This window comes from Kitasatospora sp. NPDC032121, from assembly GCF_055580145.1.
In genome coordinates, this window is sequence record NZ_JBVILX010000004.1 from 354167 (window position 1) to 379438 (window position 25272).

17 protein-coding genes are annotated in these 25272 nt (G+C 71.2%); 3 read left to right on the forward strand and 14 right to left on the reverse strand.

What is annotated here, in order from left to right; genetic code table 11:
* Together ACZ5OX_RS15550 and ACZ5OX_RS15555 are read left to right on the forward strand one after the other, a co-directional pair.
* Positions 1 to 2388, forward strand: coding sequence for a peptidoglycan binding domain-containing protein (locus tag ACZ5OX_RS15550; RefSeq protein WP_465630308.1), 2388 nt, complete (start codon positions 1 to 3; stop codon positions 2386 to 2388).
* A 196-nt stretch (positions 2389 to 2584) separates the two neighbouring features.
* A complete protein-coding gene (locus ACZ5OX_RS15555; protein WP_465630309.1) occupies positions 2585 to 4303 on the forward strand; it encodes an ABC transporter family substrate-binding protein in 1719 nt (572 codons plus the stop codon).
* Between the two features lie 35 nt (positions 4304 to 4338).
* Here the strand turns inward: ACZ5OX_RS15555 and ACZ5OX_RS15560 are convergent, their stop codons facing one another.
* The 12 genes from ACZ5OX_RS15560 to typA all read right to left on the reverse strand — a co-directional run bounded on the left by ACZ5OX_RS15560 (position 4339) and on the right by typA (position 19676).
* Complete coding sequence (locus ACZ5OX_RS15560; RefSeq protein ID WP_465630310.1) at positions 4339 to 5388, reverse strand: ABC transporter ATP-binding protein; 1050 nt, start codon at positions 5386 to 5388, stop codon at positions 4339 to 4341.
* A 157-nt stretch (positions 5389 to 5545) separates the two neighbouring features.
* On the reverse strand, positions 5546 to 6670 hold the full coding sequence (locus ACZ5OX_RS15565) for an ABC transporter ATP-binding protein (protein ID WP_465630311.1): 1125 nt from the start codon (positions 6668 to 6670) through the stop codon (positions 5546 to 5548).
* Positions 6654 to 7712, reverse strand: a complete 1059-nt coding sequence (locus ACZ5OX_RS15570) for an ABC transporter ATP-binding protein (RefSeq protein ID WP_465630312.1) — start codon at positions 7710 to 7712, stop codon at positions 6654 to 6656. The genes ACZ5OX_RS15565 and ACZ5OX_RS15570 overlap by 17 nt, the downstream gene beginning before the upstream one ends.
* Positions 7713 to 7728: 16 nt before the next feature.
* Positions 7729 to 8733 carry an ABC transporter permease gene (locus ACZ5OX_RS15575; protein WP_449791120.1) on the reverse strand — a complete coding sequence of 335 codons (1005 nt, stop codon included), beginning with the start codon at positions 8731 to 8733 and terminating at the stop codon, positions 7729 to 7731.
* On the reverse strand, positions 8726 to 9652 hold the full coding sequence (locus tag ACZ5OX_RS15580) for an ABC transporter permease (RefSeq protein WP_392873644.1): 927 nt from the start codon (positions 9650 to 9652) through the stop codon (positions 8726 to 8728). Before ACZ5OX_RS15580 ends, ACZ5OX_RS15575 begins: the two co-directional genes overlap by 8 nt.
* A gap of 163 nt (positions 9653 to 9815) precedes the next feature.
* A complete protein-coding gene (locus ACZ5OX_RS15585) occupies positions 9816 to 11441 on the reverse strand; it encodes a peptide ABC transporter substrate-binding protein (protein ID WP_465630313.1) in 1626 nt (541 codons plus the stop codon).
* Between the two features lie 179 nt (positions 11442 to 11620).
* Positions 11621 to 12640, reverse strand: coding sequence for an ABC transporter ATP-binding protein (locus tag ACZ5OX_RS15590; RefSeq protein WP_392873649.1), 1020 nt, complete (start codon positions 12638 to 12640; stop codon positions 11621 to 11623).
* Positions 12633 to 13682 (reverse strand): ABC transporter ATP-binding protein, encoded by a 1050-nt coding sequence (locus ACZ5OX_RS15595; RefSeq protein ID WP_465630314.1) that lies wholly within the window; start codon positions 13680 to 13682, stop codon positions 12633 to 12635. Before ACZ5OX_RS15595 ends, ACZ5OX_RS15590 begins: the two co-directional genes overlap by 8 nt.
* Positions 13683 to 13701: 19 nt before the next feature.
* Positions 13702 to 14646: an ABC transporter permease gene (locus ACZ5OX_RS15600; RefSeq protein ID WP_465630315.1), complete on the reverse strand. Its 945-nt coding sequence runs from the start codon at positions 14644 to 14646 to the stop codon at positions 13702 to 13704.
* Entirely contained in the window at positions 14639 to 15565 is a 927-nt protein-coding gene (locus ACZ5OX_RS15605) for an ABC transporter permease (protein ID WP_465630316.1), read from the reverse strand. Before ACZ5OX_RS15605 ends, ACZ5OX_RS15600 begins: the two co-directional genes overlap by 8 nt.
* Before the next feature lie 140 nt (positions 15566 to 15705).
* Positions 15706 to 17340 carry a peptide ABC transporter substrate-binding protein gene (locus ACZ5OX_RS15610; protein ID WP_465630317.1) on the reverse strand — a complete coding sequence of 545 codons (1635 nt, stop codon included), beginning with the start codon at positions 17338 to 17340 and terminating at the stop codon, positions 15706 to 15708.
* 431 nt (positions 17341 to 17771) lie between these two features.
* The gene (gene typA / locus ACZ5OX_RS15615; RefSeq protein WP_465630318.1) at positions 17772 to 19676 is read right to left on the reverse strand and encodes a translational GTPase TypA; all 1905 of its coding nucleotides are present in this window, start codon (positions 19674 to 19676) and stop codon (positions 17772 to 17774) included.
* 334 nt (positions 19677 to 20010) lie between these two features.
* Between typA and ACZ5OX_RS15620 the strand changes: the two genes are divergently transcribed.
* Positions 20011 to 20736, forward strand: a complete 726-nt coding sequence (locus ACZ5OX_RS15620; protein ID WP_465630319.1) for an alpha/beta fold hydrolase — start codon at positions 20011 to 20013, stop codon at positions 20734 to 20736.
* Here ACZ5OX_RS15620 and ACZ5OX_RS15625 read toward each other — a convergent pair.
* Both ACZ5OX_RS15625 and ACZ5OX_RS15630 read right to left on the reverse strand, forming a co-directional pair.
* Positions 20733 to 22553: an ABC transporter family substrate-binding protein gene (locus ACZ5OX_RS15625; RefSeq protein WP_465630397.1), complete on the reverse strand. Its 1821-nt coding sequence runs from the start codon at positions 22551 to 22553 to the stop codon at positions 20733 to 20735. The genes ACZ5OX_RS15620 and ACZ5OX_RS15625 overlap by 4 nt on opposite strands.
* Before the next feature lie 93 nt (positions 22554 to 22646).
* The gene (locus tag ACZ5OX_RS15630; protein WP_465630320.1) at positions 22647 to 25193 is read right to left on the reverse strand and encodes a SpoIIE family protein phosphatase; all 2547 of its coding nucleotides are present in this window, start codon (positions 25191 to 25193) and stop codon (positions 22647 to 22649) included.
* Positions 25194 to 25272 lie beyond the last annotated feature (79 nt).

The following is a 25272-nucleotide window of genomic DNA, read 5'->3' on the forward strand; positions in this document are numbered from 1 at the left end:
TTGAGCAGCCGCGAATCTGACAACGCCCACCCGACGCCCCGGCGCACGGGTCCGGACGCCTACCCGTCGGGCACGCCGCCCTACGGCACACCGGCGGGGCTCCCCGGCGGCGACCGGGCCGACGCGGGACCGGGCGCCGCGTCGGGCGGCGAGGACGACGGTCCGAAGACCGAGACCACCCTGACCACCCGGGTCCGGATCAACATCCCCGGCTCGCGCCCGATCCCGCCGGTCGTCGTCCGCAGCACCGTCAAGAACGAGGATGGCCCGGGCGATGACGCCCCGGCCGCCGCCCCGGACGCCCCGCGGCACCGCTCCGCGCCGGCCTCGCCCGTGCTCGGCGTGATGGAGGACGGCGGCCGCCAGGCCTCCCCGCCGAACCTGCCGCCGGAGTGGCAGATCCCGCCGATCCCGCCGGCCACCTCCGAGTCGGAGTCCACCGGTGCCTGGTTCCGGCCGCGGCAGAAGAAGGCCCCGGTCGCGGAGCCCGCCTCGGCCGCCGTGCCGGCCGGTGCCGCGGCCGCGACGCAGGCCCCGGCCGCGCCCGCCACCGCCGAACCGCGCCCGCAGGGTGCCCGTCCGCCGGCCCGTGGGGGCGGCGCCCCGAACGGCCGTCCGGTGCCCGCCCAGGGCAAGCAGCAGGCCGCGGCCGCGCCCGCCGCGCCGTTCCACGCCGAGGCCCCGGTGGAGGAGCCCGGCGTGTACGAGCCCGCCGCCCCCTTCGCTCCGGTCGCCGACCCGTTCGCCCCGGTCGCCGACCCGTTCGGCACCTCCGTCCCCGACGCCGACGCGCAGAACGGCCTCCCCCAGCGCAACCGCGGGAAGCGGGGCGGGCAGCAGGCCGGTGGCCGGCCGCAGTCCGGCCCGCAGAACGGCTTCCGGGCGAACGGCCACCCGGCCGCCGCGCCGCACCCGCAGGCCGGGCCGGGCGCCGAGCCGAGCCCGGAGGACACTTCGGTCGAAGGCTTCGCGCCGATCCGCGACAACACCCCGCCGCCCGCCCCGATACCCGGTCTGCCCCTGAACGGCGCCCCGCTCGGCGCCGACGGCGGTCCGCAGCCGGGCCTGTTCGCCTCGGCCCCGACCGGCACCGACCCGTTCGCCACCCAGCGCCCGACCGCTCCCGGCCAGGACGCGGCCACCCCGGCGGGCCCCGGCGCCCTCTTCCCGGGCGCGCCCGGTGCCGCCCCGCAGCCCGGCGGCGACCAGGAGGCCACCGCGCTCACCCCGCTGCCGACCCCGGCCCCCGGCCCGAGGCCCGAGGGCGCCAAGAACGCCAAGGGGGGCAAGACCCCCAAGGGCGACAAGGGCCCCAAGGGTGCCAAGGGCGACAAGGCCGCCCCGGCCCCTGCTCCGGCCCCCACCCCGGCGCCCGCTCCGGCCCCCGCCCCCGCGAAGGCCGAGCCCGCCGCCCCCGCCAAGGCCAAGCGCGGCGGAGCCGGCAAGAAGCTGGTCAAGCTGGGCGTCTACGGCGTCACCGCGGTGCTCTTCCTCGGCGCCGCCGCCTACGGCACCGGCCTGATGCTCAACCAGTCGGACGTCCCCAAGGGCACCGTGGTGCTCGGCGCCGAGATCGGCGGCAGCAGCCGTGACCAGGCGATCCACCAGCTGGACGAGTCCGTCGGCAAGGCCGGCCAGCAGCCGCTCAAGCTGAAGATCGGCGACCAGACCGTGGACCTCGACCCGGCGGTCGCCGGGCTGAGCTTCGACACCACCGCCACCGTGGACGGCCTGGCCCAGCACAGCTACAACCCGGTCGACGTCATCAAGTCGCTCAAGGGCGGCACCAAGACCGTCGCCCCGGAGGTCAAGGTCGACCGGGCCAAGCTCAAGGCCGCCCTCGACTCCCTCGCGGCCGGCTCCGGCCAGGGCCTCCAGGAGGGCTACGTCAAGTTCGGCGACGTCAACGGCGAGCCGATCGTCGTGCCCGGCCGGGCCGGCCAGGCGGTGGACTCGGCGAGCGCCCTGGACGCGATCGAGGAGGCCTACCGCGGCCGCGCCGACGGCAAGCCCGACCAGCCGATCGCCCTGGCCGTCACGGCCGCCCAGCCGAAGATCTCCACCCAGGCCCTCCAGGCCGCCGCCGACAGCCTCGGCAAGCAGGTGGCCGCCGGCAAGGTGCACGTCACGGCCGGTGCCAAGACCTGGGACTTCGGCCCGAAGACCGCCGCCAAGGCGCTCACCCTCGTCCCGGACGCCTCCGGCAAGATCGTGCCCAAGTGGGACCTCGACGCGCTCACCGCCCAGCTGGGCACCGCGTTCGACAAGGTGAAGGTCAAGAAGAACGGCCAGCTCGCCGCGATCACCCCGCAGGACGTCGCGGACGGCATCACCTCGGTGTTCGACAAGACCGGCGACAAGGACCGCACCTTCAAGTTCGCGGTCTGACACCTTCGCCGTCTGACACCTTCGCGGTCTGGCACGTTCGCTGTCGGAACCCGTCGCGGCCGGACGCCGTGGCGTCCGACGAACCCGCGCCCCGAGGGGTGGGCCCCATCCGGGCCCGCCCCTCGACAACGCCCCCTCCCGGTCAGCAAGATGTGACGCCACACCATCCGCCACATCCACCCCGGGGAGCACGCCGATGCGCCGCCGCCTCCAGCACCACGGGACGGCCCTGCTCGCCGGTCTCACCGCCCTCACGCTCTCGCTGGCACTCTGCTCCTGCACCACTGGCCAGGACGGCACCGCCGCCGACGCCCTGCCGTCCGCCCTCGCCTCGCCCAAGCTGACCTCGATCGACATCAACCCCCACGACCGGGCCCAGCTGCGCCAGGGCGGCACCCTCAACCTGGCGGCCGCCCAGTTCTCCCGCCAGTGGTCGCCGATCCACGCGGACGGCAGCGACTCCTCGACCGTCATGGTCAGCAAGCCGCTGCTGCCGACCTTCTTCCGCTCGGACGCGGCCGGCACCCAGACCCCCAACCCCGCCTACCTGCAGGAGGCGCACGCCGAGTTCAGGGACGGCCGGCAGGTGGTCACCTGGACGCTCAACCCGAAGGCCCACTGGTCCGACGGCACCCCGATCACCTGGCGCGACATCGAGGCCAACTGGCGAGCGCTGAACGGGAAGGACCCGGCCTACAAGTCCTCCAGCAGCACCGGTTTCGAGCTGGTCTCCGCGGTCGAGCGCGGCAAGGACGACTACCAGGCCGTGATGACCTTCGACCGCCCGTTCTCCGAGTGGCAGTCGATGTTCAACAGCGCCGGCAACGCCCCGCTGCTGCCCGCGAGCCGGATCTCCACCCCGGAGCTCTTCAACACCTCCTACCTGGACGGGTTCCCGGTCACCGCCGGCCCGTTCAAGGTCGAGCAGCTGGACCGCGCCGCCCAGACCGTCACCCTGGTCGCCGATCCCGCCTGGTGGGGCGACAAGCCCATGCTGGACCGGATCGTCTTCCACGCGATGCTGCCCGACGCGATGGCCGCCGCCTTCGCCAAGGGCGGGATCGACCTCGTCAACATCGGCCCGGACGTGGCCGGTTACCAGGCCGTCAAGAACACCAGGGGCGCCGTGGTGCGCCGCGCCGGCGGGCCCGACTTCCGCCAGCTCACCCTGAACGCCCGCACCCCCGCGCTCAGCGACGCGACCGTCCGCCAGGCCGTCTTCCAGGCGATCAACCGGGACGTGGTGATCCGCTCCGACCTCAGCGGCCTGGACTGGCCGGCCGTCCCCCTCAACAACCACCTGCTGGTCACCAACCAGAACGGCTACCGCGACAACTCCCTGGGCCTGGCCCGCTACGACCCCGCCGAGGCCGCCCGCAAGCTGGACTCGGCGGGCTGGAAGCTGGACGGCGACGTACGGAAGAAGGACGGCCGGGAGCTGAACCTGCGGATGGTCGTCCCGGCCGGCGTCACCCCGGCCCAGGCCGAGGCCGCCAACACCACCAGGATGCTCAAGGACGTCGGCATCAAGGTCACCACGGTGACCGCCCCCGCCAACGAGTTCTTCGAGAAGTACGTCAACCGCAACGACTTCGACATCGCCGCCTACTCGCTGATCGGCACCCCCTTCCCGGCCAGCGGCAACCGCGCCAACTTCGTCCAGAGCGGCGGCACCAACCACGTCGGCGCGGGCAGCCCGGCGGTGGACGCCGCGCTCGACCGGGCCGCCGCCGCGAGCGACGCCGCCACCGCCTCCGAGGCGATCAACCAGGCCGACGGCGAGCTCTGGAAGGTGGCCGGCGTCCTGCCGCTCTACCAGCGCCCGCAGCTGTTCGGGGCCCGCGCCGACCTCGCCAACATCGGCGCGCCGGGCCTGTCCGACGTCGTCTGGGAGAACGTCGGCTTCGTGAAGTAGCCGCCCGCCGGCGCGGGGCGGGCCCGGGGCGGGCCTCAGCCGTGCAGCGTCTCGCGCCAGTAGTGGCAGGCGCTGCGCCGGCCCGCCAACTCCGTCCCGTGCTCGCCGGTGACCGGTGTCAGCGGCGGGAGTTCGGTACGGCAGCGGTCCTGGACTCGGTTGCAGCGCGGGTTGAACGCGCAGCCCTCCGGGAGGCTCAGCAGGCTCGGCGGCAGCCCCTTGATGGCGTGCAGGTCCTGGCCCTTCTGGTCCAGCCGGGGGATCGAGTCCAGCAGCCCCCTGGTGTACGGATGCGCGGGCCGCGCGTACAGCTCGTGCACCGGGGCGGTCTCCACGATCCGCCCCGCGTACATCACGGCGATCTTGTCCGCGACGTCCGCGACCACGCCCAGGTCGTGGGTGATCAGGATCAGCCCCATGTTGAACTCGGCCTGCAGCTCCGCCAGCAGGTCCATCACCTGCGCCTGGACGGTCACGTCCAGGGCGGTGGTGGGCTCGTCGGCGATGATCAGGTCCGGCTCCAGGGCCAGCGCCATCGCGATCATGATCCGCTGCCGCATGCCGCCGGAGAACTGGTGCGGAAAGTCCCCGACGCGCTGCTTCGCGGCCGGGATGCGCACCCGCTCCATCAGCTCGACCGCCTTCTCCTTCGCCTCCCTGCGGGAGACGCCCCGGTGCGAGCGGAACATCTCGCCCAGCTGGTAGCCCACGCTGAGCACCGGGTTCAGCGCGGACAGCGCGTCCTGGAAGATCATCGCGATGTGCCGGCCCCGGATGGACCGCCGGGCATCGCCGCCCATGGTCAGCAGGTCCTCGCCGCGGAACAGGATCCGTCCCGAGGCGATCCGCCCCGGCGGCATGTCCAGGATGCCCATGATCGCCTGCGCCGTCACCGACTTGCCCGAACCGGACTCCCCCAGCACCGCCAGCGTCTCCCCCGCCGCGACGGAGTAGCTCACCCCGTTGACGGCCTTGGCGACGCCGTCCCGGGTGTGGAACTCCACGTGCAGGTCGTCGACCTCCAGCAGCGGCGTCCCGGGCTCCAGACTCCCCCGACCGCCGCCGATCACCTCCACCGCGTCCATCAGCGCAGCCCTCCTCGGCGCCCCCGCGTCCACCGCCGGGCGCAGAGCAACTATCAAGGACCGGGCCGCACTTGGCGAGCCTGCGGCAGATCTCTTTTCCGTCACGAGAAAGGGCGCGCCCCCACCGGCGGGGACGCGCCCTGGCGTCGGACCCGGGTCAGCCGGAGCCCTGCCCGTCCGCCCCCGCCTCCGCCTGCCCGGCCCCCCGCTCCGCCGCGAAGTGGCACGCCGAGTCGTGCCGCGCCGCCCCGTCCAGCCAGGACGGCGCGGCCAGCAGCGGCTCCTCGACCTCGCACCGCTGCTGCGCCTTCCAGCAGCGGGTCCGGAACCGGCAGCCGGACGGCGGGTTGGCCGGCGAGGGCACGTCGCCGGTGAGCACGATCCGGTCGCGCGTCTCCCGCGCCCTCGGGTCCGGCACCGGCACCGCCGAGAGCAGCGCCTGGGTGTACGGGTGCGTCGCGTGGTCGTAGATCTCCGCGTCGCTGCCGATCTCGACCACCTTCCCGAGGTACATCACCCCGACCCGGTCGGAGATGTGCCGGACGATGGAGAGGTCGTGCGCGATGAACATGTACGACAGGTTGAACTCGCCCTGCAGCTGCTCCAGCAGGTTGATCACCTGCGCCTGAACCGAGACGTCCAGCGCCGAGACCGGCTCGTCGCAGATGATGATCTCCGGCTTGAGCGCCAACCCCCGGGCGATGCCGATGCGTTGGCGCTGGCCGCCGGAGAACTGGTGCGGATAGCGGTTGATGTACTCGGGGTTGAGTCCGACCACGTCCAGCAGGTCCTGGACGGCCTTGCGGCGGTCGCCCCTGGGCGCCACCTCGGGGTGGATCTCGAACGGCTCGCCGATGATGTCGCCGACCGTCATGCGCGGGTTGAGCGAGGTGTACGGGTCCTGGAACACCATCTGGATGTTCCGCCGGACGGCCCTCAGCCCCGCCCCGGACAGCCGGGAGATCTCCTCCCCCTTGTAGCGGACCGATCCCGAGGTGGCCGGCTCCAGGTTCATCAGCACCTTGGCCAGCGTGGACTTCCCGCAGCCGGACTCGCCGACGACCCCGAGCGTCTCGCCCTGCATCAGGTCGAAGCTGACCCCGTCGACCGCCTTCACCGCGCCGACCTGCTTCCTGAACAGGACGCCCTGGGTGAGCGGGAAGTGCTTGACCAGGTCCCGGACTTCGAGGATCGGCTCGCCGCGCGGCACCTCCTGCGCGAAGACGACCTCCTCCGGCAGCGCCGCGCCCAGTGCGCCGGCCCCGTCAGCGGTCGTGGTCATGGAGGGTCTCCTTCCAGAAGAAGCAGGCGCTGCCGCGCCCCTCCAGCGGCGTCCCGTCCTCCTCGGTGACCGGGAACAGCTCCGGCACCTCGACCCGGCAGACGTCCTGGGCGCGCGGGCACCGCGGGTTGAAGGCGCAGCCCTTGGGGATGCGCAGCAGGTTGGGCGGCAGCCCCTTGATGGCGTAGAGCTCCTGGCCCTTCTGGTCCAGCCGGGGGATCGAGTCCAGCAGCCCCCTGGTGTACGGGTGCGCGGGGTTCGCGTACAGCTCGTGCACCGGGGCGGTCTCCACGATCCGGCCCGCGTACATCACGGCGATCTTGTCCGCGACGTCGGCGACCACGCCGAGGTCGTGGGTGATCAGGATCAGGCCCATGTTGTACTCGGCCTGCAGCTCCGCGAGGAGGTCCATCACCTGGGCCTGGACGGTCACGTCCAGGGCGGTGGTGGGCTCGTCCGCGATGATCAGGTCGGGCTGGAGGGCCAGCGCCATGGCGATCATGATGCGCTGGCGCATGCCGCCGGAGAACTGGTGCGGGTAGTCGTCCACCCGCTGCCGGGCGGCGGGGATGCGCACCCGGTCCATCAGCTCGACGGCCTTCTCCTTGGCCTCCTTGCGGGAGACGCCCCGGTGCGAGCGGAACATCTCGCCGAGCTGGTAGCCCACGCTGAGCACCGGGTTCAGCGCGGACAGCGCGTCCTGGAAGATCATCGCGATCTTCTGGCCGCGGATCCGCCGCCGCTCCTCCTTGCCCAGCTTGAGCATGTCCCGGCCCCGGTAGAGGATCTCGCCGCGCGGGATTCGGGCGGGCGGCATGTCCAGGATGCCCATGATCGCCTGCGCCGTCACCGACTTGCCCGAACCGGACTCCCCCAGCACCGCCAGCGTCTCCCCCGCCGCGACGGAGTAGCTCACCCCGTTCACCGCCCGGGCGACGCCGTCCCGGGTGACGAACTCGACGTGCAGGTCGCGGACGTCGAGCAGCGGCCCCTGGTACGGCGCCTCCTGCTCGCGCCCGGCGGTGTCCACCGCTGTACTCACGATGCGCTCCCCTCGCTCAGCGAAGCTTCGGATCGAGGGCGTCGCGCACCGCGTCGCCCAGCATGATGAAGGCCAGCACGGTGACCGAGAGCGCCGTGGCCGGGAAGAACAGCACGTACGGCGCGGTCCGGATCACCTTCTGGGCGGAGGCGATGTCGATGCCCCAGGAGATGGTGGGGTCCTGCAGACCGATGCCGAGGAAGCTCAGCGTCGCCTCGGTGGCGATGTAGCCGCCGAGGGCGATGGTCGCCACCACGATCACCGGAGCGATCGCGTTCGGCAGGATGTGCCGGAACATCAGCCGGCCCGTCCCGGCCCCGAGCGCCCGGCCCGCCACCACGTAGTCGGACTGCTTGACGGTCAGCACCGCTCCGCGCATGACGCGGGCGATCTGGGTCCAGCCGAGCACGCCCAGCGCGACGACCACGGTCCACACCGTGCGGGTGGCGAAGGCGTTCAGCAGCACCAGCGCGCCGAGCAGCAGCGGGATGCCGAAGAAGATGTCGGTGATCCGGGAGAGCAGCGCGTCGATCCAGCCGCCGAAGTAGCCGGCCGCCATCCCGGTCAGCCCGCCGAGCAGGGTGACGGCGGCAGTCACGAAGATGCCGACGGTGATCGAGGCCCGGGCGCCGTACACCACCCGGGCGTAGATGGAGCGGCCCTGCGCGTCGTAGCCGAACCAGCCGGCCCCGAAGACGTCGCTCCAGTCCGGGCGCCTGAGGTAGTTGTTCACCAGGTCGGCCGCGCGCGGGTCCGCGTCGGTGAACGCCCCGGGGAAGATCGCCATGATCACCAGCAGCAGGATCAGCAGCGCCGAGAGCAGGAAGATCGGCCGCCGGCGCAGGTCCCGCCAGGCGTCGCCCCACAGGCTGCGGGCCGCCTCGCGCTTCTCCACGTCGGGTTCGACTAAAGTCTCCTGCTCGACGGCCATGCCCTGCTCGCCCGCGTAGTCGAGGCGCACGACCCCCGGCTTGGGGTGCGGTTCGTACGACTCCTCGTCGTGGATGTCGGGCTCAGGCATAGCGGATCCTCGGGTCCAGGACCGCGTAGAGCAGGTCGACGAGCAGGCTGGCGACCAGGTAGACGATCACCAGGACGGTCACGATGCCGACCACGGTGGGGCCCTCCTTCTGGTTGATCGCCCGGTACAGGACGTTGCCGATGCCCTGCACGTTGAAGATGCCCTCGGTGACGATGGCCCCGCCCATCAGCGCGCCGAGGTCGGTGCCGAGGAAGGTGACCACCGGGATCAGCGAGTTGCGCAGCAGGTGGCGGGAGGTGATGGTGCGTCGGGGCAGGCCCTTGGCGACCGCGGTGCGCATGTAGTCGGCCCGCAGGTTCTCGCCGATCGACGTCCGGGTGAGCCGGGCGACGTACGCGAGCGAGAGCGAGCCCAGCACGATCGCCGGCAGGATCAGCTGGGTCAGGTCGTAGCTGTCCTGCACCGTCGGCGTGACCCATCCCAGGTTGGTGGCGAACACCGTCTGGGCGATGTAGGCCAGCACGAAGACCGGGATCGAGATGACCACCAGGGTCAGGATCAGCACCAGGGTGTCCGGGATGCTGCCGCGCCGCAGTCCGGAGACCAGGCCCAGGGCGAGGCCCACGACCATCTCGAAGACGAACGCCATCAGGGCGAGCCGGATGGTGACCGGGAAGGCGTCCGCCATGATGTCGGTGACCGGACGGCCGGTGAAGCTGGTGCCGAAGTCCCCCTGGAAGAGGTTCCCCATGTAGTGCAGGTACTGCTTCCAGATCGGCTGGTCCAGGTAGTACGTGTGCTTGATGCTGGCAACCACGGCCGGGTCGGCGGCCTTCTCGCCGAACAGCGCCGCGACCGGGTCGCCCGGCAGCGTGTAGACCATCAGGAAGATCAGCAGCGTGGTGCCGAAGAACACCGGGATCATCTGCAGCACCCGCCGCAGCACGTAACTGCCCATCCGAGCCTCCTTCCTAGGTGTCCGAGCGGGTTCCGACCGGGTGTCCGGCCGGGTATCCGACCGGCTGTCCGGTCGGGGTGCCCGGCCGACCGGGCCGGTCGGCCGAGAGACCGCGCCCCGCCCTCCGTGCGGGGAGGGCGGGGCCGGTGCGAGGAGTCCGGGCTCAGCCCTTGACCTCGACCTGGGTCCAGGCCGGGTTGCCGAAGGAGTCGAACTTCACGTTCTGCACCTTGCTCGAGTAGCCCGAGTTGGTGCGGTAGTACCAGAGCGGGATGGCCGGCATCCCGCTCGGCAGCACCGCTTCGGCCTGCTGGTAGCCCGTCACCGTGTCGGCGACGCCGGCGGCCTCGTCGGCCCGGGTGGCCGCCTCGTCGAACTGCGGGTTGCTGTAGCCGAAGTCGTTGGACGCGGCGCCGGTGCGGTACACGTCGGCCAGGAAGTTGGCGTTCAGCGGGTAGTCCTGCACCCAGCCGGTGCGGAAGGCGCCGTTGACGGTGTGCCCGGTGATCGCGGCCCGCGCGGTCTTGAAGTCGGGCTTCGGGTCGCCCAGGCAGTCGACCCCGGTGCTCTGCCGGATCGAGTTGCAGACCGCGTCCACCCACTCCTTGTGGCCGCCGTCCGCGTTGTAGGTGATCATCAGCTTGTTGCCGGGGACGCCGCCGCCCTCCTGGATCAGCTGCTTGGCCTTGGTCGCGTCGAACGTGCAGAAGTCGCCGCAGGTACCGGACTTGTAGCCCTCGACACCCTCGGCCACCCAGGCGGTGGCGGGCTTGCGGGAGCCCTGGAGCACCGTCTTGGTGATGGTGGCGCGGTCGATCGCCATCGACAGTCCCTGGCGCACCTTGGCCTTCTCCGGCGCGGCCCAGCCGGCCTGGTAGAGCGTGAAGCCGATGTTCTGGATGGCGCCCTGCGGCTCGTCCACCGCGCGGTCGCCGAGGTCGCTCTTGTACGTGGCCAGCGCGGACGGCGGCACCTGGTCCATCACGTCCAGGTTGTTGGACTGGAGGTCGGCGTAGGCGGCCTCGGACGTGGTGTACATCTTGAAGACGATGCCGCCGTTCTTCGGCTTGTCCACACCCTGGTAGTCGGGGAAGGCCTTGGTGGTCACGTTGCTGTTGTGCGACCAGCTGACGAACTGGTACGGGCCGTTGCCCACCGGCTTCTGCCCGTAGCCGGCCGGGTCGGAGTAGAAGCCATCGGGCAGTGGCGAGAAGGCGATGTAGCCGAGCTTGTACTCGAAGTACGAGACCTTGTGGCTGAGCTTGACGGTGAAGTGGAGGTCGTCGGTGACGGTCAGCCCGGACATCTTGTCCGAGGCGGGCCGGCCGGAGGCCGGGTGGACGTCCTCGTAGCCCTCGATGTCGGAGAACCAGGAGCTGTTGATCTGGTTGTTGGCGGGGTTGGCCCCCCAGTTCCAGGCGTCGACGAAGTTCCGGGCGTGCACCGGGGTGCCGTCGTGGAACTTCCAGCCGTCCTTCAGCGTGATCTCGAAGGTCTGCGAGTCACTGGTGTCGACCTTCTCGGCGACCTGCATCCGGATCCGGGCGTTGCTCGGGTCGTAGTCGACCAGCCCCTTGAAGAGGTTCTGGATGATGCGACCGCCGCCGACCTCGTTCGCGTTGGCGGGCTGCAGCGGGTTCTGCGGCTCGTTGCTCTGGTAGCTGAAGGACTTGCTGGCGTCCGACGAGCCGCTGCCTCCTCCGCTGCCGTTGTTGCTGCACCCGGTGGCCACCAGGGCCACGGACGTCGCGACGGCGAGGACCCAGCGAGCACGGGCGGCTACGGGCATGGAGGTTCCTCCTCAGGGTGTTGTCGCATCACACCCCATGAGAAGCGCGCCCCGGCGACGGCGCGCGTCAGCAACACCCGGACGGGTGCGGTGACCTCCCGCCGAGTTGACGCGGCGCCGGAACGCCGGAAGGGCCCGCGGCGCGAACGCCACGGGCCCTTCCTGGGACCACCGGGGGATCAGGCCGCTGCGGCCTGCTCCCTGACCTCGGGGAAGTGGCAGGCCGACTCGTGCGCGGCCGGGCCCTTCAGCAGCGAGGGGACCGCGAGCAGCGGGATCTCCTCGGAGCACTTCTCCTCCGCCTTCCAGCAGCGGGTGCGGAAGCGGCAGCCGGACGGCGGGTTGGCCGGCGAGGGGATGTCACCGCTGAGGATGATCCGCTCGCGGGATTCGCGCGCCGTCGGGTCCGGCACCGGCACCGCGGAGAGCAGCGCCTGGGTGTACGGGTGGGTGGCGTTCTCGTAGATCTCCTCGTCCGAGCCGATCTCGACCATCTTGCCCAGGTACATCACGCCGACGCGGTCGGAGATGTGCCGGACGATGGAGAGGTCGTGCGCGATGAACATGTAGGAGAGGCCGAACTCGCCCTGCAGCTGCTCCAGCAGGTTGATCACCTGCGCCTGGACGGACACGTCCAGGGCGGAGACCGGCTCGTCGCAGATGATGATCTCGGGCTTGAGCGCGAGGCCGCGGGCGATGCCGATGCGCTGGCGCTGGCCGCCGGAGAACTGGTGCGGGTACCGGTTGATGTACTCCGGGTTCAGGCCCACGACGTCCAGCAGGTCCTGGACGGCCTTGCGGCGGTCGCCCTTGGGCGCCACCTCGGGGTGGATCTCGAACGGCTCGCCGATGATGTCGCCGACCGTCATGCGCGGGTTGAGCGAGGTGTACGGGTCCTGGAACACCATCTGGATGTTGCGGCGGACGGACTTGAGCGCCGCGCCGGACAGCCGGGAGATGTCCTCGCCCTTGAACAGCACCTGGCCGGAGGTGGCCCGCTCCAGGTTCATCAGCACCTTGGCCAGCGTGGACTTGCCACAGCCGGACTCACCGACGATGCCGAGGGTCTCGCCCTTCTTCAGCTCGAAGGAGATGCCGTCGACCGCCTTGACCGCACCGACCTGCTTCTTGAAGAGGATGCCCTGGGTCAGCGGGTAGTGCTTGTGCAGGTCCTTGACCTCCAGGATGTTCTCAGCCATGGAGGGTCTCCTTCCAGAGGTGGCACGCGCTGCGGCGGCCGGCGAGCTCCTTGCCGTCCTTGTCCGTCACGTGGTGCAGCGCCGGGATCTCGGTGCGGCACAGGTCGGTGGCGACGTCGCAGCGGGGGTTGAACGCGCAGCCGGTCGGAACCTTCAGCAGGTTCGGGGGCAGGCCCTTGATCGCGTACAGCTCCTGGCCCTTCTGGTCCAGGCGCGGGATGGAGCGGAGCAGGCCCTTGGTGTACGGGTGCGCGGGGTTCGCGTACAGCTCGTGCACCGGGGCGGTCTCCACGATCCGGCCCGCGTACATCACGGCGATCTTGTCCGCGACGTCGGCGACCACGCCGAGGTCGTGGGTGATCAGGATCAGGCCCATGTTGTACTCGGCCTGCAGCTCCGCGAGGAGGTCCATCACCTGGGCCTGGACGGTCACGTCCAGGGCGGTGGTGGGCTCGTCCGCGATGATCAGGTCGGGCTGGAGGGCCAGCGCCATGGCGATCATGATGCGCTGGCGCATGCCGCCGGAGAACTGGTGCGGGTAGTCGTCCACCCGCTGCCGGGCGGCGGGGATGCGCACCCGGTCCATCAGCTCGATGGCCTTCTCCTTCGCCTCCTTCTTGGAGGCGCCCTGGTGCACGCGGAACATCTCGCCGAGCTGGTAGCCGACGCTGAGCACCGGGTTCAGCGCGGACAGCGCGTCCTGGAAGATCATCGCGATCTTCCGGCCGCGGACCTGCCGCCGCTCCTCGTTGCTCATCTTGAGCATGTCCTTGCCCCGGTACAGGATCTCGCCCTGCGTCACCTTGCCCGGGGGCATGTCCAGGATGCCCATGATGGTCTGCGCCGTCACGGACTTGCCGGAGCCGGACTCGCCGAGCACGGCGAGCGTCTCGCCGGCCGCGACGGAGTAGTTGACGCCGTTCACGGCCTTGGCGATCCCGTCCCGGGTGTGGAACTCCACGTGGAGGTCCTTCACCTCCAGGAGAGGGGTGCCAACTTCGAGACGATCGTTCTTCTGGTTGTTCTCGATCACGGTGGTCATCGGGTCGTCACCTCTTCTCTCAGCGGAGCTTCGGGTCGAGGGCGTCGCGCACCGCGTCGCCGAGCATGATGAACGCCAGCACGGTGAGGCTCAGCATTCCGGCCGGGAAGAACAGGGCGAACGGCGCCGTACGGATCACCTTCTGGGCCGAGTTGATGTCGATGCCCCAGGAGATGGTCGGGTCCTGCAGACCGATGCCGAGGAAGCTCAGCGTCGCCTCGGTGGCGATGTAGCCGCCGAGGGCGATGGTCGCGACCACGATCACCGGAGCGATCGCGTTCGGCAGGATGTGCTTGAACATGATCCGGGTGGTGCCGGCGCCGAGGGCCCTGGCCGCCGTCACGAAGTCGGCCTGCTTGACCGTGATCACCGAGCCGCGCATGACACGGGTCATCTGGGTCCAGCCCAGGGCGACCAGCGCGAAGACCACGCTCCACACGGTGCGCGAGGTGAAGGCGTTCAGGACCACCAGCGAGCCGAGCAGCAGCGGGATGCCGAAGAAGATGTCGGTGACCCGGGAGATGATCGTGTCGATCCAGCCGCCGAAGTAACCGGCGAGCATACCGGCGATGCCGCCGATGATGGTCACGCCCAGCGTGACGCAGATGCCGACCACGACCGAGGCGCGGGCGCCGTAGATGACGCGGGCGTAGATGCTGCGGCCCTGGAGGTCGTAGCCGAACCAGTCGGGCTGGAAGAAGTGACTGTAGTTCGGCTTCGACAGGTAGTGGTTGCGCAGGTCGCCGGCCCGCGGGTCCACCGAGGTGAACAGGCCCGGCGCGATCGCGATGACGATCAGCAGCAGGATGAGCAGCGCGGAGATCACGAAGATCGGCTTGCGGCGCAGGTCGTGCCAGGCGTCGGAGCCGAGGCTGCGCGCCTTCTCCGGCTTGGCGACCGCGGCGGCGGCAGCGGCCGGGGCCGGGGTCTGCCCGGCCGTCTTCTTCTCGGTCAGGTCAGGCATAACGGATCCTCGGGTCCAGGACCGCGTAAAGCAGGTCGACGATCAGGCCGGCAACCAGGTACACGATCACCAGGAAGGCGACGAAGCCGGAGACCGTCGAGCCCTCCTTCAGGTTGATCGCGTGGAAGAGCGCGTTGCCGACGCCCTTGACGTTGAAGATGCCTTCGGTGACGATCGCGCCGCCCATCAGGGCGCCCAGGTCGGTGCCGAGGAACGTGACCACCGGGATCAGCGAGTTGCGCAGCAGGTGGGTGCCGATCACCTTGCGCCGCGGCAGGCCCTTGGCCACCGCGGTGCGGACGTAGTCGGCCTTGATGTTCTCGGCTATGGAGGTGCGGGTGAGACGCGCCACGAAGGCCAGCGACACCGAGCCGAGCACGATGGCCGGCAGCACCAGCTGGGTGATGTCGTTCGAGTCCTGGACGGTCGGCGTGACCCACTTCAGGTCGTCCGCGAAGATCGTCTGGAAGATGAAGCCGAGCACCGGGATCGGGATCGAGATCAGCAGCAGGGTGAAGATCAGGGCGCCCTTGTCGAACGCCTTGCCCCGGCGCAGACCGGCGAACAGGCCGATGCCGATGCCCAGCACGATCTCGATGGCGAACGCGAACAGCGCCAACCGGACCGTGACCGGCAGCGCCTCGGTGATCACGTCGAGCACCGGTCGCTGGGCCAGAGTCTTTCCGAAGTCACCGGTCAGCAGGTTCCCCATGTAGTCGAGGTACTGCTGGGGCAGCGACTTGTCGAGACCCATCGAGTGCTTCAGGGCCTCGACCTGCGCCGGATCCGGCGCCTTGTCGCCCCACATCGCGGCCACCGGGTCACCCGGCAGCGCGTGCACCATCAAAAAGATGAGCAAGGTCGTTCCGAAGAAGACCGGGATCATCTGGAGCAGTCGCCTCGCGACAAAGCGCCCCATCGTGCCTCCATGTATGACTCTGCCGGGCCCGTCAACCCGGCAAGAGATAAGTCGGCGTGCCAACGGCCGGTGCCAGTCCTCGCCCTTGTGGGGATGGACGGGCACCGGCCGTTGTCACCGGGTCAGGCGGTGCCGACCGATTACTTCTTCTTGACCTCGACGTCGGTGAAGACCGGGTCGCCGAAGGAGTCGAACTTCACGCTCTGGACGTTCTTGGAGTAGCCGGAGCTGGTCTTGTAGTACCAGAGCGGGATGGACGGCATGTCCTTGGCCAGCTGGGCCTCGGCCTGCTGGTACAGCTCGGCGGTCTTCTCGACCGAGGTGGCGGCGTCCGCCTCCTTGGCCAGGCGGTCGAACTCCGTGCTGGAGTACTGGTTGTCGTTCGACGAGGCGCCGGTGCCGTAGACGTCACGCAGGAAGTTGGCGTTCAGCGGGTAGTCCTGCACCCAGCCGGTACGCATCATGCTCTGGACCTGCTTGTTGGTGACGACGTCACGGACGGACTTGAAGTCCGGCTTCGGGTCACCGGTGCAGTCCACGCCGGTCGACTGGCGGATGGAGTTGCAGACCGCGTCCACCCACTCCTTGTGGCTGCCGTCGGCGTTGTACAGGATGGTGACCTTGCCGCCGGGGACGCCGCCGCCCTCGGCGATGAGCTGCTTGGCCTTCTCCGGGTTGAACTTGCAGAACTCACCGCAGGTGTCGGCCTTGTAGCCCATGACGCCCGGGGCGACCCACGAGTCGGCGGGGATGCGGTTGCCGTTCAGCACGGTCTTGGTGATGGTGTCGCGGTCGATCGCCATGGAGATGCCCTGACGGACCTTCTCCTTGCCCGGGGCGTTCCAGTCGCCCTGGTACAGCGCGAAGCCGACGTTCTGGATGGCGCCCTGGGCCTGGTCGACGGCGCGCTTGCCCAGGTCGTCCTTGTACTTCGGGAGGTCGGTCGAGTCGACCTGGTCCAGGACGTCCAGGGTGTCGGACATCAGGTCCTTGTACGCGGCCTCACCGGAGCTGTAGTTCCGGAAGACGATGCCGCCGTTCTTCGGCTTGTCCGAGCCGGCGTACTTGTCGTAGGCCTGGACGGTGACGGCCTTGTTGTGCTCCCACGAGACGAACTTGTAGGGGCCGTTGCCGACCGGCTTCTGGCCGAAGCCGGCCGGGTCGGCGAAGAAGCCCTCGGGCAGCGGGGAGAAGGCCGTGTAGCCGAGCTTGTACGTGAAGTACGAGACGGGGCTGGTCAGTTCGATGGTGAAGTGGGTGTCGTCGACGATCTTCAGGCCGGACATCTCGGTCGCGGTCGGGTCACCCTTCTCCGGGTGGACGGCGTCGTAGCCGACGATGTCGGAGAACCAGGACGAGTTGATCTGGTTGTTCTTCGTGTTGGCCGACCAGTTCCAGGCCTTGACGAAGGACGCGGCGGTGACCGCGCTGCCGTCGTGGAAGGTCCAGCCGGGCTTCAGCGTGACGGTGTAGTTCTTGGCGTCGGTGGTCTCGATCTTGTCGGCCACCTGGTTGCGCAGCGCACCGGTCGCGGGGTCGTAGTCGACCAGGCCCTTGAAGAGCACCTTGACGATACGGCCGCCGATGTTCTCATTGGCGTTGGCCGGCTGGAGCGGACGCTGCGGCTCACCGCTCTGGTAGCTGAAGCTGGCGGCGGCGTTGACCGCACCACCCTCGGAGCTACCCCCGGAGGAGTCGCTGCTGCTGCACGCAGTCGCAGCGAGGGCGACAGCAACAGCTGCGACAACCCACTTGGCCTGGCTCGCACCGCGCATCGGTGTGCCTCCTGAATTCGACGTTGCAACGAGGAAGGCATCGCGGAACGGTGGTCACCGGGCCCGCTGTGCCGTCCGCGCTCGTGGTTTCGGCGCGCACCCCTGCGCGTTCACCCTTGACCCGAGCCTGACTGCACCCACTATCCGTCACGCACGGACACGAAAGTGACCAGTGACGATCTCAATTAGGTCACATGAACAGTCGGTAAGTTTCGAAAACCGGACATTTGAGACATAGCCAGACAGGCACCAAACGGACAGTCGTCACGGATGACGAACTGTCACGTCCGCTCAGCGGACACTCAGGTGTGATGAGCGCTATTCCGTGAATAGCGGCCCCGACAACTTGGAGTAGTTGAAAAAGTTCGCCCCCCTCTCCATGGGAAAGGGGGGCGAATCATTCCGGCCAATGGCCGTTCAGTGCGTCCGGATCACGCCTTCTTGGCGCGCGAGGCGGTGCGACCGCGGTCCTTCGCGTCGAGAACGACCTTACGGATGCGAACCGTCTCCGGGGTCACCTCGATGCACTCGTCCTCGCGGCAGAACTCCAGCGACTGCTCCAGCGAGAGCTTGCGCGGCGGGACGATCGACTCGGCCACGTCGGCGGTCGAGGACCGCATGTTGGTGAGCTTCTTCTCCTTGGTGATGTTCACGTCCATGTCGTCGGAGCGCGAGTTCTCACCGACGATCATGCCCTCGTACACCTCGGTGCCCGGCTCGCAGAAGAGCACGCCGCGCTCCTGGAGGTTGGTCATCGCGAAGGCGGTCACCACGCCGGCCCGGTCGGCGACCAGGGAGCCGTTGTTGCGGGTGGTCAGCTGGCCGAACCACGGCTCGTGGCCCTCGTGGATCGAGTGGGCGATGCCGGTGCCGCGGGTGTTGGTGAGGAACTCGGTCCGGAAGCCGATCAGGCCGCGGGACGGGACGACGAACTCCATCCGGACCCAGCCCGAGCCGTGGTTGGACATGTTGTCCATCCGGCCCTTGCGGACGCCCATGAGCTGGGTGACGGCACCCATGTGCTCCTCGGGCACGTCCACGGTGAGGCGCTCGACCGGCTCGTGGGTCTTGCCGTTGACCTCCTTGGTGACCACCTGCGGCTTGCCGACGGTCAGCTCGAAGCCCTCGCGGCGCATGGTCTCGATCAGGATGGCCAGCGCCAGCTCACCGCGGCCCTGCACCTCCCAGGCGTCCGGACGCTCGGTGTCCAGCACGCGCAGCGAGACGTTACCGATCAGCTCGCGGTCCAGGCGGTCCTTCACCTGGCGGGCGGTGACCTTGCGGTCCACCTTGACGCCGGACTTGGCGTCGGCGCCCTTGCCGCTGCCGCCACGGCCGACCAGCGGGGAGGTGTTGGTGCCGATGGTCATCGAGATGGCCGGCTCGTCCACCGTGATCAGCGGCAGCGCGATCGGGTTCTCCGGGTCGGCCAGGGTCTCGCCGATCATGATGTCGGAGATGCCGGCGACGGCGCAGATGTCACCGGGGCCGGCCACCTCGGCCGGCTTGCGGGTGAGCGCCTCGGTCATCAGCAGCTCGGAGATGCGGACGTTCTGGATCGAGCCGTCGCGCTTGATCCAGGCCACGGTCTGGCCCTTGCGCAGCTCGCCCTGCTCGACGCGGAGCAGCGCGATGCGGCCGAGGAAGTTGTCGGCGTCCAGGTTGGTGACGTGGGCCTGGAGCGGGGCGTCCTCGTCGTAGCTGGGGGCCGGGACGTGCTCCAGCAGGGTGGAGAAGAACGGCTCCAGGTTGGTGCTGTCCGCGGGAACGGTGCCGTTCTCCGGCTTGGTCAGCGAGGCGACGCCGTCACGCGCGCAGGCGTAGACGATCGGGAACTCGATCTGCTCCTCGTCCGCGTCCAGGTCCAGGAACAGGTCGTAGGTCTCGTTGATGACCTCGTCGATCCGGGAGTCCGGACGGTCGGTCTTGTTGATGCAGAGGATGACGGGCAGGCGCTGGGAGAGCGCCTTGCGCAGCACGAAGCGGGTCTGCGGCAGCGGGCCCTCGGAGGCGTCGACCAGCAGGACGACCGCGTCCACCATCGACAGACCGCGCTCGACCTCGCCACCGAAGTCGGCGTGGCCCGGGGTGTCGATGATGTTGATGGTGATCGGCGCGCCACCATCCTTGGGGTGGTACTTGACCGCGGTGTTCTTCGCGAGAATGGTGATGCCCTTCTCGCGCTCCAGGTCGTTGGAGTCCATCATCCGGTCATCGAGCTGCTGGTGGGCGGCGAAGGCGCCGGCCTGCTTGAGCATGGCGTCGACCAGCGTGGTCTTGCCGTGGTCGACGTGGGCGACGATGGCGACGTTACGGATGTCGTTGCGCGTGGGCATGCCTTGCGGATTCTCCCGGAATCGTGGGTTGCGGCGCCCGGCTGCGTGACGCGCACTTGCGATCCCTGTCGATCGCCGCCGCCCGTTCCGCCTGCTACTACCGGTCCACCCGCCGGGCACATGGCCATGCCGCGGCTTCCTCCTATCGTACGGGGAAGGGCGGAGGTGGGCGGAAACGAGCCGGTCCGGCGGGATCAAGATCACAGGTGGGTCACACGCCCTTCACCGACCGGCCGTGCTCCGACAGTCTTCCGTTCGTGATCCGACAGCCCGGGGCCCGGCGGCGCCGGATCGCCGATGCCGAACGCATGCCGGAGCCCGCGGAGGTGGCCCGATGAGTGTCCCGATCGTCCTGGTGCACGGCACCCGCTTCAGCGCGGGGCAGTGGAGCCCGCAGTTGGCAGCGCTGCGGGAGGAGTTCCCGGTGGTGGCCGTCGACCTGCCGGGGCACGGCACCCGACGCGGCGAGCCGTGGAGCCTGACGGCCGCCTGCGCGAGCGTCGCCGCGGGGGTGGAGGAACTGGGCGGCGGGCCCGCGCTGGTGGTCGGGCACTCGCTGGGCGGGTACGTCGCGCTGGAGTTCGCCCTGCGCAGGCCCGAGCTGCTGCGCGGGCTGGTGCTGGCCGGCGCGAGCGCCGACACCCGGGGGCGCTGGGCGGTCCCGTACCGGGCGGTCGGCGCGCTGGTGCCGCGGGTCCCGGCCGCGCGGCTGTCCCGCTGGAACGACGGGCTGCTGCGCCGGCTCTACCCGGCGCAGGTGGTCGCGGAGACGATCCGCGCCGGGTACGGCTTCGAGGCCCTGCCCGCCGCCTGGGCCTCGGTGGTGGGCCGCTTCGAGCCCGGCGTCCTGCGCCGGGTCGAGGCCCCGGTGCTGATCCTGAACGGGGAGAAGGACCCGGCCTTCCGCTCCGGCGAGCGCGCCTTCGCCGCCGCCCACCCGCACGGACGGGCCCGGATCGAGCTGGTACCCCGGGCCCGGCACCTCGCCAACTTCGACGCCCCGGAGGCCTTCACCGACGCCCTGCGCCGCTTCGCCCGGGAGCTGCGGCCGCAGGTCTAGTCCTGCGCGCTCTCCAGTGCGCTCCAGCCCACGTCCTGGAAGCGCGGCCACCCGAAGCCGTACGCGCCCGCGCCGAGCACCCCGGTCCTGACCCCGACCAGCTCCGGCCGCTGGTAGAGCGGCACCGAGTGCCCGAGCTCCCAGATCCGTACGTCCGCCTGCTGGAGCAGGTCCAGCCGGGCCGCCTGGTCCGGCTCGGTGGCCGCCCGCTCGAACAGTCGGTCGATCTCCTCGGTGCCGCTGCGGCCGAAGTTGCCGCCCGGCTCGGGCACCCCGTCGGGGTCGGGCCGGGGCTTGGCGTAGGCGGGCCGCTGTTCGATCGCCGGGCTGGGGCCGGCCGGCCAGGTGAGCAGCGCGAGGTCGTAGTCCCCGGCGGCCAGGTGCTCCCCGACGAAGGAGTCGGCGGGCGCGGGCACCTGCTGCACCGCGATCCCGGCGTCCGCTAGGCCGGCGGTGAGCGCGTCGGCGGTGCGCTTGGCGGTCGCCGAACCGGCCGGGACGAGCATCGAGAGGGCGAGTGGCTTGCCGCCCTTGGTCCGGGTGCCCCCGCCGCCGGGCCGCGTCCAGCCCGCCTCGTCCAGCAGCCGGCCCGGGTCCCCCTGACCGGCCGCGCCGCTGTTGTCCCGGTAGCCCTCCTGGTCGCCCGCGAGCAGGTGGCTGCCCAGCGGCGCGGCGGGCAGGCCGAGCGGGGTGAGCGCGGCGTCGGCGATCCGCTGCCGGTCGACGGCCCGGGTGAGGGCGCGGCGCACCAGCGGGTCGGTCAGCGGGCCGCGCGCGGCGTTGAGGGTGAGCTGGGTGAGCGAGGCCGCGGCGGCCCGGTGCACGGTGACGCCGGGCAGCGATTCGGCCCGGTGCAGTGCCAGTGCCGCCGCCTCGGGCGCGGCCGCGGGCGGCGGCGCGACGGAGGGGGAGGCCGAGGCGGCGGGGGCGTCGGCGGCCGGGACCGGGACCGCCCGGTCCACGGCCGCGGTGAGCGGGGCGATGTCCAGCCGGTCCTCGTCCAGCGCGTCCAGCCGTTGCTCGGGCGGCGCGGCGAGGAAGTCGATCCGGTCGGCCTTCGGCGGGTCGCCCCACCAGAGCGGGCTGCGCACCACACTGACCGTCCCGTCCTCGGCGTCGTACCGGGCGACGGTGTACGGCCCGGCGCTCGGCCCGCCTCCGGTCAGCGGTCGGCCGAACGCGGCCGGGGTGGCCGTCTCGGCGGCCGGGTAGAGCGGGCCGAACAGCGAGCGCCAGTCGGCGTACGGCCGCCGGAAGGTCACCCGCACCTCGGACGGGTCGGCGCCCTGGGTGACCGAGTCGATGGCGTCGTACCCGACCGCCCGCGCGCCCCCGTACGCCGGGTCCAGGCCGGACAGCGCGGTCCGCTGGGCGTCGAGGTCGGCGGCCGAGACCGGGGTGCCGTCGCTCCAGACGGCGTTCGGGTTGAGCCGGTACGTCACCACCTGCGGGCCCGGCCCGGGCGGGGTGGACTCGGCTCCGGCCAGGTAGTCCGGGTCGGGGACGAGCCGGCCGTGCTCGTCGGGCCGGAACAGCGAGGGGTACAGGGCGTGGGCGAGCAGCGCCGAGTCGGCGTTGGCCGCGCCCTGGTAGACGTTCAGCGTGGCCGGGACGCCGTCCACCGCCCAGCGCAGCGTGCCGCCGTCCCGGACGGCGGCGCGGTCGGCGGGCCGGACGTCCCCGGTGGTGGCGGTGGGATCGGCCGGGACGGGCACGGGGGCGGGTGTGTGGGCGGGCCCCGAGTCGTCGGAGCAGCCGCCGAGACCGGCGGCGAGCAGCAGCGCGGCGGCTGCGGCGGTGAGCTGGCGGACGCGCATGGCGGCCATCGAACGCCGCCCGGGGCCCTGGGACCGTGCCGACACGGCGGGCCGCCGGGCGACTGCACCCGTCCGGCCCACCGTTTCCGGCGACTACAGCGCCAGCTCGAACCAGACGATCTTGCCCTTGGGCGTGCGCCGGCTGCCCCAGCGCTCGGCCAGCAGGCTGACCAGCTGCAGGCCGCGCCCGCCCTCGTCGGTCTCCTGGGCGCGCCGCTGCCGGGGCTGGGCGTAGCCGTCGTCCCAGACCTCGCAGACCAGGCCGCGCTCGCGCAGCAGCCGCAGCCGGATCTCGCCCCGGCCGTGCTTGAGCGCGTTGGTGACCAGCTCGCTGACCAGCAGCTCGGTGGTGTCGACCAGCTCCTCCAGCCCCCGGGAGAGCAGCCAGCTGCACGCCAGCTCCCGGGCCTTGGCCACCGAGGTGGGCTCGGGCGGCAGGAACCAGTTGCCGACGGCGTCGTCGGGGAAGGCGTGCACCTTGGCCATCAGCAGGGCGATGTCGTCCTCGCCGTGGTGCGGGTTGAGCTCGCCGAGCACGTGGTCGCAGAGGTCCTCCAGCCCCTTGCCCTCGTCGGAGAGCGCGGAGCGGAAGGCCCGCAGGCCCTCGTCCAGCTGGTGCTTGCGGCTCTCCACCAGGCCGTCGGTGTAGAGGGCGAGCACGGCGCCGTCCGGGAGGGTCAGCTCGACCTCCTCGAAGGGCTCGCCGCCGACGCCGAGCGGCAGGCCGGGCGGCACGTCGAGCATCCGGGAGCCCTCGCCGGGACTGAGCAGCACGGGCGGCAGGTGGCCGGCGTTGGCGAACAGGCAGCGGCGGGTGACGGCGTCGTAGACCGCGTAGACGCAGGTCGCGAGGTAGACCTCGCGGGCCTCCTCGTCGGCGGTCGAGGTGAGCCGCCCGTACGGGGTGGGCGGGCCGGCCGGGACCGAGTCGTCGCCGAGGCCGCGGGCGATCTCGTCCAGGGCGGTGAGCACCTCGGCCGGGTCGAGGTCGAGCATCGCCAGGGTGCGGACGGCGGTGCGCAGTTGGCCCATCGCGACGGCGGCGCGCAGACCGCGGCCCATCACGTCGCCGATGACCAGCGCGGTGCGGTTTCCGGGCAGCGGGATGACGTCGAACCAGTCGCCGCCGACCTCGGTGTTGTTGTTGCTGGGCAGGTAGCGGCAGGCGATCTCCAGGCCGCTGGCGGCCGGGTTGCCCGGGGGCAGCAGGCTGCGCTGGAGGATCAGCGCCCGCTCGTGCTCGCGCCGGTAGAGCCGGGCGTTGTCGATGCAGACGGCGGCGCGGGCGACCAGCTCCTCGGCGATCGCGACGTCGCGGGCGTCGAAGGGCTCGCTGCCGATCGCCCGGGAGAGCTGGACGAGGCCGAGCACCTGGTCGCGGGCGACCAGCGGGACGATCAGGGTGGAGCGCAGCAGCGGGTCGCGCCCGGGCTCGGGGACGACGCTGCGGCCGGTGCGCAGCGCCCGGGCGTGCGGGGAGCGGCGCGGGTAGCAGAGGGTGCCGCCGGCCTCGGCGATCGGCAGGCCGGTGACCGAGCCGAGCACCGAGGAGGCGCCGCCGAGCACGCTGGAGACGGCGACCCGGCGCAGTTCGCCGCTGCCGTCGGTGAGCACGGTGTCGCCGAGCCGGCCCGCGCTGGGCACGGTCTCGCCGGAGAGCAGCGCGGTGTACAGGTCGACGGTGGCGAGGTCGCAGAACGGCGGGACGACGACGTCCAGCAGCTCCTTGGCAGTGGTCTCCAGGTCGAGCGTGGAGCCGATGTGCGCGCTGGCCTCGTTGAGCAGGGCCAGGTTGCGGCGCACGCCGTCGGCCTCGCGCTCGGCGACGTGCCGGCTGGTGACGTCGGAGACCTGCCCGGCGACGCCCATGGTCTGCCCGGCGGAGCCGTTCAGGCGGTACAGCGAGACGGCCCAGAGCCGGTTGCCCTCGCGGGTCGGGACGGCGCCGTGGAAGCGCAGGTCGAAGACGGGCTCGCCGGTGGCCAGGACCTTGCGCAGGGCGGCGGTGAGCCGGTCGGCCTCGGACTGCGGGAAGAGGTCGTGCGGGGTGAGGCCCTCCAGGTCGGTGGGGACCAGGCCCATCCCGGAGGCGAAGGCGTCGTTGACCCGCTGCAGCCGCAGCCGGTCGTCGAACAGCACGAAGCCGGTGGGCGTCTGCCCGAAGACGGCCTCGGAGGCGGCCAGGTCGGTCTCGATCCGGCGCAGCCGCCCGAGGTCGACGGCCAGACAGGTGGCGCCCGCGGTGGGCAGCGAGCTGTCCGGCATCAGGTAGAGCTCGGCGAGGCCCTCGCCGCCGTCGGCGTCCCGGTACGGGGTGGTGCCGACCCACTCCTCGCCCGCCAGGGTGCGCTCCAGCCGGGCTCGGCCGCGCTGCCAGAGCTCGCGGGGGACGAAGGTGGCGATCGGGTCGGCTCCGACGGCCTCGGCGGCCGGGACGCCGAAGAACTCGGCGGCGCGCTCGCTCCACTGGCTGATCAGCCCGTCGGGGCCGATCGCGAAGGTGGCGACCCTGATGTAGTCGTAGATCGAGCCGGGGTCGTTGGCGCCCCAGGACCGGTCCCGGTCGGCGGGGCGGTGGCCGCGGCCCGCGGCCGCGCCGTCCCGTACGGGCAGGTGCGCGGACCCGGCCTGTCCGGGCACGGCGGCATGACCGCTGCTGCTCGGCGATGCGCTCCGCGCCGGAGTGCTGTTCAACGGACCGACCCCTCCAACCCGCGAC

Excerpts from the sequence above, each read along its gene's own strand:
- ACZ5OX_RS15555 (WP_465630309.1), top strand. The coding sequence starts at position 2,585 with ATGCGCCGCCGCCTCCAGCACCACGGGACGGCCCTGCTCGCCGGTCTC.
- ACZ5OX_RS15560 (WP_465630310.1), bottom strand. The coding sequence starts at position 5,388 with ATGGACGCGGTGGAGGTGATCGGCGGCGGTCGGGGGAGTCTGGAGCCC.
- ACZ5OX_RS15565 (WP_465630311.1), bottom strand. The coding sequence starts at position 6,670 with ATGACCACGACCGCTGACGGGGCCGGCGCACTGGGCGCGGCGCTGCCG.
- ACZ5OX_RS15575 (WP_449791120.1), bottom strand. The coding sequence starts at position 8,733 with ATGCCTGAGCCCGACATCCACGACGAGGAGTCGTACGAACCGCACCCC.
- ACZ5OX_RS15580 (WP_392873644.1), bottom strand. The coding sequence starts at position 9,652 with ATGGGCAGTTACGTGCTGCGGCGGGTGCTGCAGATGATCCCGGTGTTC.
- ACZ5OX_RS15585 (WP_465630313.1), bottom strand. The coding sequence starts at position 11,441 with ATGCCCGTAGCCGCCCGTGCTCGCTGGGTCCTCGCCGTCGCGACGTCC.
- ACZ5OX_RS15590 (WP_392873649.1), bottom strand. The coding sequence starts at position 12,640 with ATGGCTGAGAACATCCTGGAGGTCAAGGACCTGCACAAGCACTACCCG.
- ACZ5OX_RS15595 (WP_465630314.1), bottom strand. The coding sequence starts at position 13,682 with ATGACCACCGTGATCGAGAACAACCAGAAGAACGATCGTCTCGAAGTT.
- ACZ5OX_RS15600 (WP_465630315.1), bottom strand. The coding sequence starts at position 14,646 with ATGCCTGACCTGACCGAGAAGAAGACGGCCGGGCAGACCCCGGCCCCG.
- ACZ5OX_RS15605 (WP_465630316.1), bottom strand. The coding sequence starts at position 15,565 with ATGGGGCGCTTTGTCGCGAGGCGACTGCTCCAGATGATCCCGGTCTTC.
- ACZ5OX_RS15610 (WP_465630317.1), bottom strand. The coding sequence starts at position 17,340 with ATGCGCGGTGCGAGCCAGGCCAAGTGGGTTGTCGCAGCTGTTGCTGTC.
- typA (WP_465630318.1), bottom strand. The coding sequence starts at position 19,676 with ATGCCCACGCGCAACGACATCCGTAACGTCGCCATCGTCGCCCACGTC.
- ACZ5OX_RS15620 (WP_465630319.1), top strand. The coding sequence starts at position 20,011 with ATGAGTGTCCCGATCGTCCTGGTGCACGGCACCCGCTTCAGCGCGGGG.
- ACZ5OX_RS15625 (WP_465630397.1), bottom strand. The coding sequence starts at position 22,553 with ATGCGCGTCCGCCAGCTCACCGCCGCAGCCGCCGCGCTGCTGCTCGCC.